This is a genomic window from Fimbriimonadaceae bacterium (genome assembly GCA_023957775.1).
Lineage (GTDB): Bacteria > Armatimonadota > Fimbriimonadia > Fimbriimonadales > Fimbriimonadaceae > JAMLGR01.
The window spans coordinates 62026-76348 of the sequence record JAMLGR010000003.1 but is presented as its reverse complement, the minus strand read 5'-3'; the positions used below and the strand labels follow the sequence as shown (position 1 = coordinate 76348).

The 14323-nt window shown below is 65.7% G+C and carries 17 protein-coding genes; 11 read left to right on the top strand and 6 right to left on the bottom strand.

The genetic code is table 11. The annotated features are described in order from the left end of the window. The first annotated feature begins 3 nt into the window (after nucleotides 1–3). Both M9921_03395 and M9921_03390 read left to right on the top strand, forming a co-directional pair. Nucleotides 4–1053 (top strand): hypothetical protein, encoded by a 1050-nt coding sequence (locus M9921_03395; GenBank protein MCO5295880.1) that lies wholly within the window; start codon nucleotides 4–6, stop codon nucleotides 1051–1053. A gap of 74 nt (nucleotides 1054–1127) precedes the next feature. Further along, nucleotides 1128–2207: an IS5 family transposase gene (locus tag M9921_03390; protein MCO5295879.1), complete on the top strand. Its 1080-nt coding sequence runs from the start codon at nucleotides 1128–1130 to the stop codon at nucleotides 2205–2207. 201 nt (nucleotides 2208–2408) lie between these two features. Here M9921_03390 and M9921_03385 read toward each other — a convergent pair whose 3' ends face one another. Further along, nucleotides 2409–2804 (bottom strand): hypothetical protein, encoded by a 396-nt coding sequence (locus M9921_03385; GenBank protein ID MCO5295878.1) that lies wholly within the window; start codon nucleotides 2802–2804, stop codon nucleotides 2409–2411. 56 nt (nucleotides 2805–2860) lie between these two features. On the opposite strand from M9921_03385, the gene M9921_03380 reads away from it, so the two are divergent. From M9921_03380 to M9921_03365, 4 genes are all read left to right on the top strand, one after another. After that, on the top strand, nucleotides 2861–3241 hold the full coding sequence (locus tag M9921_03380; GenBank protein MCO5295877.1) for a molybdenum cofactor biosynthesis protein MoaE: 381 nt from the start codon (nucleotides 2861–2863) through the stop codon (nucleotides 3239–3241). Nucleotides 3242–3373: 132 nt separating this feature from the next. Further along, complete coding sequence (locus tag M9921_03375; protein ID MCO5295876.1) at nucleotides 3374–4279, top strand: NAD(P)/FAD-dependent oxidoreductase; 906 nt, start codon at nucleotides 3374–3376, stop codon at nucleotides 4277–4279. Nucleotides 4280–4310: 31 nt separating this feature from the next. After that, the gene (locus M9921_03370; protein MCO5295875.1) at nucleotides 4311–5432 is read left to right on the top strand and encodes a hypothetical protein; all 1122 of its coding nucleotides are present in this window, start codon (nucleotides 4311–4313) and stop codon (nucleotides 5430–5432) included. Nucleotides 5433–5523: 91 nt separating this feature from the next. After that, nucleotides 5524–6198 (top strand): response regulator transcription factor, encoded by a 675-nt coding sequence (locus M9921_03365; GenBank protein MCO5295874.1) that lies wholly within the window; start codon nucleotides 5524–5526, stop codon nucleotides 6196–6198. Nucleotides 6199–6209: 11 nt separating this feature from the next. On the opposite strand, the gene M9921_03360 is transcribed toward M9921_03365, so the two are convergent. The 5 genes from M9921_03360 to M9921_03340 all read right to left on the bottom strand — a co-directional run bounded on the left by M9921_03360 (nucleotide 6210) and on the right by M9921_03340 (nucleotide 10479). Further along, on the bottom strand, nucleotides 6210–7439 hold the full coding sequence (locus M9921_03360; protein MCO5295873.1) for an HDOD domain-containing protein: 1230 nt from the start codon (nucleotides 7437–7439) through the stop codon (nucleotides 6210–6212). 134 nt (nucleotides 7440–7573) lie between these two features. Beyond that, nucleotides 7574–8173 (bottom strand): PEP-CTERM sorting domain-containing protein, encoded by a 600-nt coding sequence (locus tag M9921_03355; protein ID MCO5295872.1) that lies wholly within the window; start codon nucleotides 8171–8173, stop codon nucleotides 7574–7576. A 121-nt stretch (nucleotides 8174–8294) separates the two neighbouring features. After that, nucleotides 8295–9179 (bottom strand): biotin-dependent carboxyltransferase family protein, encoded by an 885-nt coding sequence (locus M9921_03350; GenBank protein MCO5295871.1) that lies wholly within the window; start codon nucleotides 9177–9179, stop codon nucleotides 8295–8297. Further along, nucleotides 9176–9844, bottom strand: a complete 669-nt coding sequence (locus M9921_03345; protein ID MCO5295870.1) for a LamB/YcsF family protein — start codon at nucleotides 9842–9844, stop codon at nucleotides 9176–9178. Before M9921_03345 ends, M9921_03350 begins: the two co-directional genes overlap by 4 nt. Beyond that, nucleotides 9841–10479, bottom strand: coding sequence for an allophanate hydrolase subunit 1 (locus tag M9921_03340; GenBank protein MCO5295869.1), 639 nt, complete (start codon nucleotides 10477–10479; stop codon nucleotides 9841–9843). The genes M9921_03345 and M9921_03340 overlap by 4 nt, the downstream gene beginning before the upstream one ends. A gap of 50 nt (nucleotides 10480–10529) precedes the next feature. On the opposite strand from M9921_03340, the gene M9921_03335 reads away from it, so the two are divergent. Genes M9921_03335 through M9921_03315 form a run of 5 tightly spaced genes read left to right on the top strand, consistent with a single transcriptional unit; the run spans nucleotide 10530 to nucleotide 14283 of the window. Next, nucleotides 10530–11450 carry an aldo/keto reductase gene (locus M9921_03335; protein MCO5295868.1) on the top strand — a complete coding sequence of 307 codons (921 nt, stop codon included), beginning with the start codon at nucleotides 10530–10532 and terminating at the stop codon, nucleotides 11448–11450. After that, entirely contained in the window at nucleotides 11432–11887 is a 456-nt protein-coding gene (gene dut, locus M9921_03330) for a dUTP diphosphatase (protein ID MCO5295867.1), read from the top strand. Before M9921_03335 ends, dut begins: the two co-directional genes overlap by 19 nt. Then, complete coding sequence (locus tag M9921_03325) at nucleotides 11868–12890, top strand: tetratricopeptide repeat protein (protein ID MCO5295866.1); 1023 nt, start codon at nucleotides 11868–11870, stop codon at nucleotides 12888–12890. Before dut ends, M9921_03325 begins: the two co-directional genes overlap by 20 nt. Beyond that, the gene (locus tag M9921_03320) at nucleotides 12887–13633 is read left to right on the top strand and encodes a sugar phosphate isomerase/epimerase (GenBank protein MCO5295865.1); all 747 of its coding nucleotides are present in this window, start codon (nucleotides 12887–12889) and stop codon (nucleotides 13631–13633) included. Before M9921_03325 ends, M9921_03320 begins: the two co-directional genes overlap by 4 nt. Further along, nucleotides 13633–14283, top strand: a complete 651-nt coding sequence (locus M9921_03315; protein MCO5295864.1) for a DUF1080 domain-containing protein — start codon at nucleotides 13633–13635, stop codon at nucleotides 14281–14283. The genes M9921_03320 and M9921_03315 overlap by 1 nt, the downstream gene beginning before the upstream one ends. Nucleotides 14284–14323 lie beyond the last annotated feature (40 nt).

The window sequence follows — 14323 nt, the reverse complement described above, 5'->3', positions numbered from 1 at the left end:
AGTTTGCTGCGAAATCCCGGGCCCGCCCTCGGGGAGTTGGGCGCCCGCAGCGAGGTCTTCGCTTTGGCCGAGCCCATTCCAAGCGAGACGCCGGAGGCCGCGTGGTTTGGCATGGACCCCTCCACGGTGGCGCTGCGGCCCGGCCCCCTGGCCGTCGCGGCCTTCGGGGTGGACCCGCCCGAACGGTCGGTTCAGTTCCAAGTCGATGTAATGGCGTTGAAGGACGGGGTGCTCGCCGTTCCGGACGCCGGACCGGGAAGCGCGGCCCTCGATCGCATTCACCAACTGGCCGCGCGTTTGGAGACCTCCAAGCTGCGCTGGGTCCAAGGCGATGGGCTTCGCCACGGCCTCGTTTGGGAGAACGGCTCGATCGAGATGGAAACGCGTTCGCCGGAATCTTGCGCGGGGAAGGAGTGGCATGACTCCCTGCCGGTCGGCGATGGAGAGCCCCTCTTGAGGCGCTTTGTCGACGACTCGGTCAACCTGCTCGCCGAGGAAGAGTTCAACCTGCGGCGCGTGGACGAAGGGTTGCTCCCCCTCAACGTGCTCTGGCCGTGGGGCCAGGGCTTTCGAGAGCCCGTACCCAACCTCTGGCTGGAGCGTGGCGAGCGCCTTCATTTGGAGAGCCGGTCGCTGCGGCTGGAAGGATTGGCGCGGCTGGCCCGGTGCACGCATGGCGACCGCACGATCTCCGGGAAAGGCATCGCCATTCCGATGCTTCTGCTCGCGGAAAGCGCGCTGGAACGCTCGCCGATCGTGATCGTGATCGATGCGTTCGAAGCCCTGCGGCGGGAGGAGCGGTGGGAGGAGGCGGAGTGGCTCCTCGCGCGACTCGATGCCGAGCTTCTCGAGCCGATCCTGGCCAAGTTGCGCGCCGGGGACACCCAGGTCGCGGTGTTCGCCCCAGGCCTGGTCGGGCGGGGCGTGGGCATGGTCGCCGAATCGGGTCCTCCCGTCGAGGGGCCCTGGCCGTTCGACGAACGGCTTTTGGAGGAGGCCAAGGCACCGGAACGCACCGCATGGCAGGCCGTTCGGCAAGCTGTCGCCCCCTAGCAGGGTGCTGAAAAAGGCACCATTCTTTGCTATCCATTAAATTCGTCTGACAGGGCTGGTTCGTCTTTACAAGTATGAAGGGCGAAGACCAGCTTCAACCGTCGCTTGTCGCGACGATCAACCTGGAGATGTTCGTGGCTGCGGACCACAAGCTTCGCGAGGTCAAGCGTGTCACGGACGCGGTTCTGGCCGACTGCGAATCCGAGTTCCGGGCGATGTACTCCTCGATCGGACGCCCTTCGATCGCACCGGAGAAGCAGCTCCGCGCCCTGGTGCTGATGGTGCTGTACTCCATTCCCAGCGAGCGGCGCCTGATGGAGCACATCCGCTACAACATGCTCTTCCGCTGGTTCGTGGGTCTGGACGCTGACGAAGCGGTCTGGGACGCCTCGACGTTCTCCAAGAACCGGGAACGGTTGCTCGAAGGCGAAGTTGCGCGGCTGTTCTTCGAGGGGGTGAAGTCCCACGCGCGGATGCGCCGGCTGATGAGCGAGGACCACTTCACGGTGGACGGCACCCTGTTGGAGGCGTGGGCCTCCCACAAGAGCTTCAAGCCCAAGAAGGATCCCCCCGATCCGCCCGAAGGCGGCACGGGCTCGAATCCCGAAGTGGACTTCAAGGGGGAGAGCCGCACGAACCAGACGCACCAGAGCACGACCGACCCCGATGCGCGGATGGCCCGCAAAGGCTGGGGCAAGGAAGCCAAGCTCAGCCACGCGGGCCACGTTCTGATGGAGAACCGCAACGGACTGGTGGTGGACACTGCGGTTACGACGGTCGAGGGCAACTATGAAGTCGATGCGGCGCTCAGGATGCTCGAGGACAACGTGGGCTGCGGCTCGACGGTAGGCGCGGACAAGCTCTACGACCAGACGAAGTTCGTCGAGGGCTGCCGCTCGCGGGACATCAAGCCCCACGTGGCGCGCAAGGACAAGCACAGCCGCATCGACGGCCGAACGACGAGGCACGAGGGCTACAAGACGAGCCAGAAGATCCGCAAGCGCGTGGAGGAGATCTTCGGCTGGGAGAAAACTGTCGGAGGTTTCTACAAGCTCAGGTACCGGGGCACGCGCAAGGTGGCATGGATCTTCCTGCTCGGAGCGGCAGCGTACAATCTCGTCCGGATGGCGAACATCACGCTCCAAACGACCTGAGGAGGCCGTTTGGAGGCCCCTGAAAGGCCAAAGACACTCCCAAAACGACGAAAAACCCGCCGCCTGCGCCCCATGGCGGGCGATACCGGGCGGCCAAAGACCCCGCGCCGATCCAGACAGCCGAAAACCGGCGCTTCTTCAGCACCCTGTTAGTGTCCCAGCGGTCCGCGAGAAGCCGCCAACGCCCACAGCATCCTCTCGTCAAGCCCATCGAACCACCCGACCCGGTGCTCCGTCGATGTCGATCTGGCCGAGGATCTTGGCCCCGTCCCGAATCAGCACGACGATTTCGGAACGGGTCGAGACGCTGCACGCGAGGTAGTTCGCGAGCTCGCGCACATCGGTGACCACCTGGTTACGATCCTCGGACACCGCTGTGCCGCAGACACCCCGTCCCACGGGAATTCGGCCGTGGTCCGTCGGCGCGCCCACGTAGGCATCCAGCACCAATGCGTCGCCTTCGAGACGGTAGATCCCGCTCCAGTCGTACCCTTCCAAGGCGTCGAGTCTCCCCATCGCCTCCTGCCGCAATGCCCTGCCCCGCAGCGGCGATCGCGAAAGCGACGCCACCAACGCCTCGGCTGTCTCAAGCTCCACCACGCCAAGAGTTTGGCACCCATGGCAGCGCCGTGTGCGGCGGGTACAACCGCCTGGTGGAACCCCACATCTTGTTGACGGAGAGCCCGCTCGATCCCGAGGCGCTGCGGCGAAGCGTCGAGGACCCCTCGCTGGGCGGGGTGGTCGTCTTTTGCGGCGAGGTGCGTTCGGTCACCGAAGGCGCCCCGACCGTTCAGCTCGAATACGAGGCCTACAAGGAGATGGCGCTCGCCCAGATGCGGATTCTCGGCGAGGAGGCGATGCGGCGGTGGAACGGGCGCGTGGCGCTGGCGCACCGTACAGGCACGCTCCTCCCAGGCGAGATCGCGGTCGTCACCGTCGCGGCCTGCGCGCATCGTGCCGAAGCCTTCGCCTGCTGTCAGTTTCTGATCGACCGCATCAAGGCTGATGTGCCGATCTGGAAGCGCGAGGGCTGATCAGCCCTCATAATGGGGCTCGATGGAACGAGTGGATATCACAATCATCGGCGGGGGACCTGTCGGGCTCTTCGCCGCGTTCTACGCCGGGATGCGCGGAATGTCGGCCCGCATCGTCGACAGCCTCCCGAGTTGGGAGGGCAACTGACCGCCCTCTACCCGGAGAAGCTGGTCTACGACATGCCCGGCTACCGGGAGGTCCTCGCCAAGGACCTCGCCCGCGAACTCGCGTCCCAGGGCACGCAGTTCCAACCCGAACTCGTGCTGGAGCAGACGGCGGAGACGCTCGTCAAGGATAGCGAGGGTTACACCGTCGTGACGCGAGACGGGTTGCGTCTTCCCTCGAGGACCTTGATCGTCGCGGCGGGCGCCGGGGCGTTCACCCCCACCAAGATCGGAGTTCCCCGCGAAGAGGAGCTCGTCGGCAAAGGCGTCATGTACGGGGTGCGAAACAAGGCCGCCCTGGCGGGCAGGCACGTGGTGATCGTGGGCGGCGGCGACAGCGCGTTCGATTGGTGCCTCAACCTGGAGCCGATCGCCGGGGCCGTCACGCTCGTCCACCGCCGGGACCAGTTCCGGGCGCACGAGGACTCCGTGCAGCGCGTCCTGGCCAGCCGCGTCGCGAAGCGGCTTTTCTACGTCGTCGAGGAGCTGCACGGAGACGACCACCTCGAAGGCGTCACGATACGGAACACGCAGACGAAGGAGACCGAACACCTTCCCACGACCGCGCTCGTGGTCAATGTAGGATTCAAATCGAGTCTGGGGCCCATCAAGGACTGGGGCTTCGAAATCGTGAAGCAGCAGATTGTTGTCGACCGGCGCTTTGAGACGTCTCTGCCAGGGGTGTTCGCCGTGGGCGACGTCTGTGCGTTCGAAGGAAAGCTCAAACTGATCGCCACGGGTGTCGGCGAGGCGGCCACGGCGGTCTGTTACGCCAAAACGTATCTCGACCCCGAGGCGAAGCTCTTCCCAGGGCACAGCTCGGAGATGGACCTCGCGGCCCTTCCCCACGGCTCGCCTCAAACGAGCGAGTAAACTACCACCTCTTCAGGAGGTTTCCCCCGCTTTGGCAAACGCATACACGCCAGGTCTCACCGTCAGCCCGGACATCGTCGTTCGTCGCGTCCGCCGTCTCCCGATCAAGGGAGAGGTGCTGGTGAAGGCGGGCGACGAGGTGAAACCCAGCGATCCCGTTGCCCGGGCCATGCTCCCCGGTCCCCTGCAGACCATCAAGCTGGCCGAAAAGCTCGGCGTCGAACCCAAGGATGCGATCCCCTACTTCCAACTGAAGCCCGGCGACCCCGTCGCCAAAGGACAGGTGGTTGCCGAGACCAAGGGGTTCCTCTTCTTCAAACCCAAGCCGATCGCCTCGGATTACGAGGGGACCGTCGAGGCCATCTCCGAGGTGACGGGCAACGTGCTGGTTCGCGAGCCGTCGATTCCCGTCGAAGTCCAGGCCTACATCGATGGCGTGGTCGCCGAGGTCATGCCCGAAGAGGGCGCGATCATCGAGACCCGCTGCTCGATGGTCCAAGGGATCTTCGGCGTGGGGGGCGAGCGGACCGGCGAGATCCGGCATGCCGTGGCCGGCCCCGACCAGATCCTCCATGCAGACGACATCAGCCATGACGACCAGGGCAAGATCCTGATCGGAGGCGCCGGCATGACGTTCGACGCCATCTCGAAGGCGGCGGAGGTGGGCGTCATCGGGATCGTCGCCGGCGGTCTGCGCGACAGCGATCTGATCCAGTTCCTCGGGTACGACATCGGCGTCGCGATCACCGGCCAAGAGGCCATCGGATTGACTCTGGTCGTGACCGAGGGGTTTGGCTTCCTCAACATGGCGCAGCGCACGTTCGACCTGCTCAAGTCGTTGAACGGCCAGGTCGCGTCGATCAACGGTGCGACTCAGATTCGAGCAGGAGTCATCCGTCCGGAACTGATCGTCCCCCTGGCCGATAAAACAGGCGCGGCGCCTCCCCACGACGAGGCCCTCGAGTTGGCGATCGGCACCCCGATCCGCGTGATCCGCGAACCTTACTTCGGGCAACTGGGCAAGGTCACCGAACTCCCACCCGCCCTGATGGTGGTGGATTCGGGCACCGAAGTGCGGGTGCTCAAGGCCCGACTCGATGGTGGCGACGAGGTGGTCGTGCCCCGCGCCAACGTCGAGATCATCGCGACTTAGGCGGTTAAGGCTCGGTTAAGTTTGACGGACCTTCCCCGGCGCGGCGCGGCGAAGGAGGATCGCTCCAGCCATAATCGGGGGTGGGAACGCCATGACGATCTTGATCGTGGACGACGAGACCACCTTGCTCGAAACGATCGAGCGCCGAATGAGGCGGGAGGGCTACTCGACCTTCTCGGCCGAGTCCGCCGAAGAGGCGATGCGGCTGTTCAAACGCGTCAATCCCGACCTCGTCATCCTCGACGTCATGCTCCCCAATCGATCGGGATTCGACTTCTGCAGGGCGGTCCGACGATTCAGCACGACGCCGATCATCGTCGCGTCGGCGCGGGGCGCCGAGGAGGACCGGGTGCGGGGGCTCGAACTGGGCGCCGACGACTACGTGGTCAAGCCGATCAACCTTGGAGAGTTGGCGGCGCGAGTCAAGGCCGTGCTCCGCAGGACGGGCCGTGCCGAAGCCGCGGACGACCCGGTCGAGGTCGCCGACCTCGTCATCGATCCCAGGAAGCACGAAGTGACCCGCGGCGGCTCGGCCATCGCCCTCAGCCCGAAGGAGTTCGCGTTGCTGCACTTCCTGGCGCAGCATCCCGGCCAGGTGTTTTCGCGCGAAGCCTTGCTGGACCGCGTTTGGGGCCGGGACGCTTTCGTGACCGAACGCACCGTCGATGTCCACGTTCGATGGCTGCGGACACACATTGAGCCGGACCCGAAGACGCCGCGCTTGCTCCTGACGGTGCGGGGCGTCGGATACAAGCTGGTTGGTTGAGGGCGCCCTTGCTAGGCGGCCAGGGCTTGATTGGTTTCGGCGGCCCACCGTACGGCGGACACGTAGGCGTCAGCCAGGGCCCCCGGCGCAACCTGAAGAAACGAGACCTTGTCCCAGTCGCCACGCTCGAGGGCGTAGACGCACCGAAGCAGTTCCGACAAGGGCGACTCGGTGTCGGTCCCGAGCAGCGCGGCGTTGATCTCGTCGGAGAGCGGCAGGTCGGGCAGGAGCGTCTCCATGGTCATGTCCAGCAGAGCATCGATGACCGACATCAACCCAACGGTGAAGAACTTCTCCGGCGGGCCAAGTCCAGCCGCGGCGGCGGCAAGTTCGCAGAGACGGGCCCGGATCATCGCGGTGATCAGCAGCTCGTCGGGCTTGTCGTTCATTCCCGACATCGCGAGCAGGCTGACCAGTGCCAAGGTTCGGCGCGTGCCGAGAAACGCGAGGGCCTGGCCGACGCTGTCCACCGCGCCGCCCACGCCGACGTATGCGCTCCGCACGAGTTTGAGCAACCGGTAGTTCAGAGAGACGTCGTTGTTGATCAGCCCCTCGAGCTCGGAGAGTCGGACCATGGGGTCTTGGAGCTTGGTGAGCAACTGGACGACCGCGATTCCGCCGGGGGCGCCCTTGCCGCGCATCAGCTCGGGCTTGGCGAAGAAGTAGCCTTGGAACAGTTCGAATCCGATCGAGCGGCAAAGCCGGAACATCTCGTGGGTCTCCACCTTCTCGGCCAGGAGTCGGATGCCCCGCTTTCGGAACTTGAAGATCTTGGATTTGACCGCTTGTGGATCCACACCCATGACGTCGACCTTGATGATGTCGGCCAGGTCGATCAGCGCGTCGAGATCGCCTTCGAACACGTAGTCGTCGAGGGCGATGGTGTAGCCTTGGCCTTTCAGCTTCTTGACCGCTTCGATGACGTCCAATGTGGGCTCGATCGTCTCGAGCAGCTCGATCACCACCCGGTCCGGAGGGAGCACCTGGAGGCAGTCGCTGACAAGAAGCTCGTACGGGATGTTCACAAAAGCGCGCCGCGCGCCGACCAGTTGCTCCAACCCCAGTTCGACGACCGCCGTCGTGAGTGCGGAGGCGGAGTCGGCGAGGTTCACGTCGCCGGCGAATCCCTGGTCGCCTCGCCGAAACAGCAGCTCGTAAGCCTCAACTTCCGTGTTGCCGTCGTAGATCGGCTGGCGCGCCATGAACACTTCGCGTCCGTGTCTTCCCTGCTCAACTCCCACACTCGAATTGTCGGAGGGTCCGGGCAAGAGGCTCCTGCAGAATTGGCATTGAAATGCCTGGTTTTTGTCGTAACCAAACCAAGAACGCCCCGGCCCGACGGACCGAGGCGTTCGAGTTGCAACAAGTCGGCGACTTATTTGCGCTTTCGTCGAAGCAGGGGCAGCACGCCGAGTCCGAGAATGGCCATGGTGGCCGGCTCCGGAACCGGAGTGTAGTAGATGGTGCCGTTCCACACACGCGGATTGAACGTCGGCGCCGTGAAGGGGACGTTGGACGTGCTCCCCAAGTGGAGGGCGAGGTCCGCGTTCGAATAGTCCTGGTTGGCACCCGTTCCATTCGTATAGGTGTGCTGAGCTTGGGGGCCCATCACCAGCGCCATCCCCGTCAGCGTGTTCGCGCTGAGCGTGAACGTGTTGTTCAGTGTGACGGCCGACGGGTTGTTGGTCCCCAAGCCAACGCCGCTTCCGGTGGCAACCAATGTCCAGTCGCCCGCGGTCTCGTTCCCGATGCCCGCGCCGTTGCGCGTGTAGACGCTGAAGTCGAACGCCACCGTTTGGATCGTATTCGTGTCAAAGCCGGTGACGGTCAGGGCCGTTGATCCAACGGTGACATCGAAATAGGCTGCGCCACCAAGATTGCCTTGGTTGTTCGCAGCATAGAGTGTCGTGATCGATTGCGCCCCCGCGAACGGGACCGCAACGACAAATAGTGCAAGTAAGCTCGTCTTTCTCATAAACAGCTTCCCCAAGTGTGCCCCGCATAGGCACTGGGAACCTCCGGTACCCACTATAACAGCGAGTCCTTCGAGAAGCAAGTTTCTTCCATCAAAGACCCGTGAATTTGCTGGGTGCGACCTATTCCCCCGCCCTGAGCGCGAGCTGGGCGAGGATCTGGTCCCGTTTCGATCGCGCCGCGCGGCGCGCCTGTTGCGCCTCTTCCAAAGTCACTCGCTTCAGTCGCACCTGGTCGCGGGGCCGGAGTTGGGCAACCTTGTCGAGGTCCGCATCGATGACGGTGGCCACGTGGGGATAGCCGCCGATCGTCGGACCGTCCGGCCCGAGCACCAGCAGACCGCCCTTGGGGGTCGCCTGCACGGCCCCCACGCACATGGGCTCGCTCGGGAGTTCGGTGCCGTGCGGCTGCGACTCGCCGTCGAGACGCACGCCCACGCGATCGCTCTGCGGCCGGACGCGCCACTCGCCTTCCAGGCGAAGGTTGGGAACCCGGTCGAGGCGCGGACCGGGCAGCACGCGGATCACCCTCGTGTCGAGCGAACCCGGCCCTTCGGCGAGTCGACACTCGACGGGGGTCCGCTCCTCGGCGGACGCCAGGATGCTCCGTGTGGAGATGCGCTCGCCGGCCCCCAAGCCAGCCGACAGGAACCCTCCCGGCACAGCCACGTAGACGCGCGCGCCGATCGCCCGAATCCCGACCTCCACATACGCGCCCGCCCGAAGGTGCATCGCGCTCTGGGCGGCGCGCTCCTTTCCATCCACTTCCACACGGCACTCGGCGCCGACGACGGCCAGGGCACCCCCGTCCGGCGCGTCCATCACCAGCGTTCCCAAGCCGAGTTCGATCACCACCGCGTCCTCGCCGTTGCCCATCAGCACGTTGGCCAAGGCTGCGGACTCCCGATCGAACGCCCCGCCCGGCGCGATGCCGAACTTCCGTCGTCCCGATTGAGGGGGGCCCTGCAGCGTGACCAGCCCGTACACCTCCAGGGCGCGCAGCCTCACCAGCCCAACTCCCAACCCGAATCTCGAAGGGCGCGGACCACGGTTTCCGCCAACTCGAGGCATCCCTCCGTATCGCCGTGCAGGCACAGGGTGTCCACGCGCGGCGCGAGGCGAAGGGCTTGGGCGGCCACCTCGGCCGGATCGTGCAAGACCGCGCCGGGCTCGGATCGGGGGGCGAGCCGTCCGTTCTCCAAAACCAGCCGGTCGACAAACCCCTCACGGATCGCAAAGGAACCCAGGCACTCGGCCCACTTCGTTTCGGCGAGCGCCATCACCGCGGTTCCCTGCAACCGGAGGCGCCGCTTCGCTCCAGCCGCCTCGGAGGCGTCCAATCGCGAGAGCCAGTTGTAGAGCGCGCCATGCGGTTTCACATACGCAGGCTGGAACCCTGCAAAGTTCCTGATTTGGTCCCAAGCGGAGTCGAGGAACGCCTCGCGCTCGTCGGTCGCAGGCTCTCGGCGCCCCATCGACTCCCGGTCCGGATACCCTGGGTGCGCGCCGATCCGAATTCCCCGTTCCCGACACCGCGCAACGGTCTCCGCCGTCAATTCGGGCGACCCCGCGTGGACGCCGCAACAGATGTTTGCGGAGGTCGCGAACTCCAGCAACGGGGCGTCGAAAGGAAAGCCCTCGGCAATGTCCACGTTGAGATCGACCCGCTTCACAGCCGGCTGCCTCGGAGCCGCTCGAACGCCCCTTCGTCGATCGCCTGGAATCGGACGAAATCGCCGACGGCGATCGGGAAGTAGTCGGAGGCCACATCGACGAGTTGCAGGGGGGTGCGGCCGATCAGCCACCAGCCGCCCGGTCGGTCCAACGTGTAGATGCCCGTCACGTTCCCGGTCATCCCTACCGCTCCGGCGTCGACGCGGGGCCTGGGCTCGGGCCGGCGCGGCAGCCCGGCAAGGGGCGCGGGAAGAGGGCCCAAGTAGGGAAAGCCGGGACAGAAACCGATCGCAAGGCACTCGTAGCGGCCCTCCGCGTGAAGGCGGGCCACCTCCGCGGGCGACGTCCGCAGCCGCTCCGCGACCTCCTCGAGATCCTCGCCCAGAGCGTAGCAGACGGGAATCACGTGCTCCGTGGCATCGCGACTCGCTTCCCTTGAGAGGGAGAGCGGCTGGTCCAGCGACTCGAGCCGAAACACGTCCGGGTCGAAATAGACCCCGACCGAGTCGAAGCTGGCCACCACCTCTTCCATGCCCTCGGGCGCAAGCGCTTCGATCGCCCGCGCCACCTCGTGCGCCCTTGCGCCCAGGTCCGAGAGCAGGCACGCTCGCTCACCCAAGGGCAAAATCCGCATATCCCAGTATCCCACCTCGGCGAACGACGGCTGCTGTGATAGCATAGGGCATGAGCCTCTCCCGCAGGCAGTTCCTGCGTGCCGCGAGCGCCGCCGCCGTGGGTGGATCCGCGCTCGCCTACGCCGAACCCAAGGCTCAGGCGCCCATGCCCAAGCGTCCGTTCGGCAAGACGGGCTGGAACGCGTCGATCTACGCCCTGGGTTCGGCGGAGATCCCGGCGACTCCAGAGGCCGTTCGCGCGATCCACCGCCTGATCGACGGAGGCGTCAACTATCTCGACACCGCGCCCAGCTACCAGGGAACGAGGTCGGAGTCCGCGCTGGGCGAAGTGCTCAAGACGCGGCGCCCATCCGTCTTCGTCGCGACCAAAACCCTGGAACGCTCCGCCGACGGTGCGCTCCGCGAAGTCGCCGCGTCGAAGGGACGCCTGGGCATCGACCGGATCGACCTCATCCAGATCCACGCGGTGAACGACGACGCGACACTCGACCAGGTGCTCGCGAAAGGCGGGGCCTTGGAAGGCCTCCGCCGCGCCCAGCGCGACGGTCTGGTCGCCCACGTGGGCATCACGGGCCATACCCGTCCCGAGGTCATCTTGCGTGCCATCGAGACGGGCGAGTTCGAGTCGATCCTGGTCCCGGTCAGCCCCCTGGATCACCACGTCTCGGACTTCGCGACGGAGGTGTTGCCGAGGGCGAACGCTCTCGGGATCGGAGTGACGGGCATGAAAGCGCTCAAGGGGATCGAACGCGCCTCGGGAGGGAAGTTCGAAGCGGAGGCCTACCTTCGCTACGCGTGGACCCTGCCTGTTTCGACCCTCACGATCGGGCTTCGCCGCGAGAGCGAAGTCGAGCCCAACCTCGCTCTTGCCCGGGCGTTCAAACCGATGCCGAAAGCCGAGCGCGAGGCCTTGGAAGCGAAGTCGAAGGAGTGGGCCGACGTAGGAGTGTTATGGTGGAAGAAACGTTGACCCGAGACGTGGTCCGCATCGAGTTCACCGTGGAACCCGGCGCATCCCTTCCCTCCTACGCCACGCCCGGCGCCGCGGGCATGGATTTGCGGGCCCGCACATCGGTCACGTTGGAACCCCTTCAAAGAGCGCTCGTGCCCACGGGCCTGCGCATGCGCCTCCCCGAAGGTTACGAAGCCCAGATACGGCCGCGGTCGGGCCTTGCCCTGCGGCACGGCATCAGCATGGTGAACACCCCCGGAACGATCGATAGCGATTATCGGGGAGAGATCGGCGTGCTGCTTGTGAATCTGGGTTCCGAAAGGGTGGTGTTCGAGGCGGGAGAACGGATCGCGCAGATGGTCGTGTGCCCGGTGATTCGGGCCGAGGTCGCAGCCGTGGAGTTCCTGGACGAGACCGAACGGGGGGAGGGCGGCTTTGGCAGCACCGGACGATAGCCCGACGCGACTGTGCGACAAATGCTTCGCGACGATCGCCGTCGACGCCCCGTACTGTCCCGAGTGCGGAGCGGCTCTGGATTCGGAATCCCGCTCCGACGGCAGCGACGTCGCCATCTATCCCGATCTTGCGCGGGCGAATCTCTTGCGGATGCGCGGCGACTACAAGGCCGCCGAAGACGTGTGCCTTGGGATCCTCCGCCGCTTTCCGAACAACGCAACCGCCAACGGCCTCTTGGGGGACATCTGTGCCGAGCGCGGAGACCTCGAGCAAGCCGCGGAGTGGTACGAACTCGCCCTCGACATCGTGAAGGACTCCGAATCCGTCCGCAGCAAGTTGGAATCGGTTCGGACGCGGCTGGCCGAGCGCGAGGCTGCGCACACTGCCCAACAGATCGGACTGCCGATGTCGTCGCCGCGCACCGGCGTGTACGCGCTCGCGACCATCTTGCTCATCCTGACCGTCGGCGCGGCTTCCTACTTCTTCGGTGCAAGGACTCGGCCCGCGCCGCCGGTGATGGATACCCGCATCGACGTGTCGACGCAGGAGCCCGAACCCGCCCCCGCCATCGTCCCGGAGAAGGCTCCCGCCGATGTCCATCCCATTCCAAGCACCCCTGGGCCATGGGTCGATTCCACGCTGCTCGAGTCGCTCCGCGGACAACTCGAGCGGGGCTCCCAACTGCTCGACGCGTGGCAGGACCCGCGGACCCAGGTGCTGACCCTCACGGTCGCCGCGACCACGGACGAACCGTTCCGTACCCTGGCCGCGCACATCGGTCTTTCGGCGCTGAGCCGAGCGACCGTCTCCACCGCCACGGTGCGCGTGATTGCGGACGGAAGGCTCGTCTACGTGGGGGACGCGACACGCGAACGGGCCATCGCCATCGCGAGCCCGGGCTTTCGGGAAGAGTCCGCCAACAACCCCGATCTCTGGATCGATCGCCTGATGACGAACGAGTGGAGCGCCCCGTTGAACGGGGCGGCCGGGGCACCCGAATGATGCGGCTCGGGCTTCAACTCTACACCTTGCGGGAAGCCCTGGCGAACGACCTCGACGGGACCCTTGCGTCGATCGCCGGCATGGGAGTCGCCCACGTCGAACTCGCCGGCACCTATGGCTTCCCTGCTTCCGAGTTTCGGGGGCGCCTCGACGCGCACGGTCTGACCACCTGCGGCTCCCACGTGTCGCTGCCAGACTTGGTGGACCGCTTGGACTCCGTCGTCCAGGAGGCCCAGGTCCTCGGCGTGTCCACGCTCGTTCTGCCTTGGATCGGCGAGGAGGCGTATCAGAACGGGTGGGATGCCCTGGGGCGATCCCTGACCGCCATCGGCCATCGTCTCCACGCCCAGGGTTTGGCTTTCGCGTACCACAACCATGCTTTTGAACTGGCGCCGGCGAACGGAGAAACGGGGCTCGAACGGCTCTTTGCGACCGCCGATCCCGCCGTCGTGAAAGCCGAACTCGACTTGGGATGGATCCAGCACGCGGGCCAAGATCCAGCCGACTGGGTCCGGTCGCTCGCGGGGCGCGTCCCGCTCGTCCACCTCAAGGATTTTGCGGCCGGAACCGACCCGATCGACGTGCCGCCGGGCGAAGGCACCGTCGATTGGGATTCCGTGCTGGACGCTTGCAACGAATCGGGCGTGGAGTTCGGTATCGTCGAAATGGACCATCCGCCGGGCGACGCCATCGCATCGGTGAGGACGTCGGTCGCTTTCTTCCGCAACAGGGGGTTGATCTAATGCTCGTCGCTTTCGTCTGCGCTTTGGCGCAATTGTCTTCCGCTCCAGGTGCTCCGCCGCCGGGGGCCATCGTGCTGTTTGACGGGAAGGACACCTCCGCCTGGGTTCACCGCGGCTCGGGCGAACCCGTCAAGTGGGACGTGGTGGATGGCGCCTTGGTCGTCAAGGCCGGCACCCCCGACATCCAAACGGTGCGCACCTTTGGCGATTACCGCCTTCACATCGAATTCCAGTTGCCGCTCATGCCGGACGCCAAGGACCAGGGCCGCGCCAACAGCGGCGTCTACAATCAGGGGCGCTACGAGATCCAGGTGCTGGACTCCTACAACAACCCCACCTACAAGTTCGGAGGGTGCGGCGCGATCTATGGTCAGAAGGATCCCGACACCGATGCGATCGTCCCGCCGGGGTGGTGGAACACCTACGATATCCTCTACCGCGCACCCCGGTTCGACGCGGCGGGTGCGGTTACCGAGAAGCCCCGCATCTCGGTGTGGCACAACGGGATCCGGATCCATCGCGATGTGGAGCTTCAGGGGAACGCCACCACGTCCGGCATCGAGGGCCCGCCCGTAGCCAAGGGGCCGATTCTGTTGCAGAACCACGGCGCTCCCGTGCACTACCGCAACATCTGGATCGTCGAGATGTAGCGAACACGAAAGAGGAGGACCCGGCCAAAGCCCGGTCCCC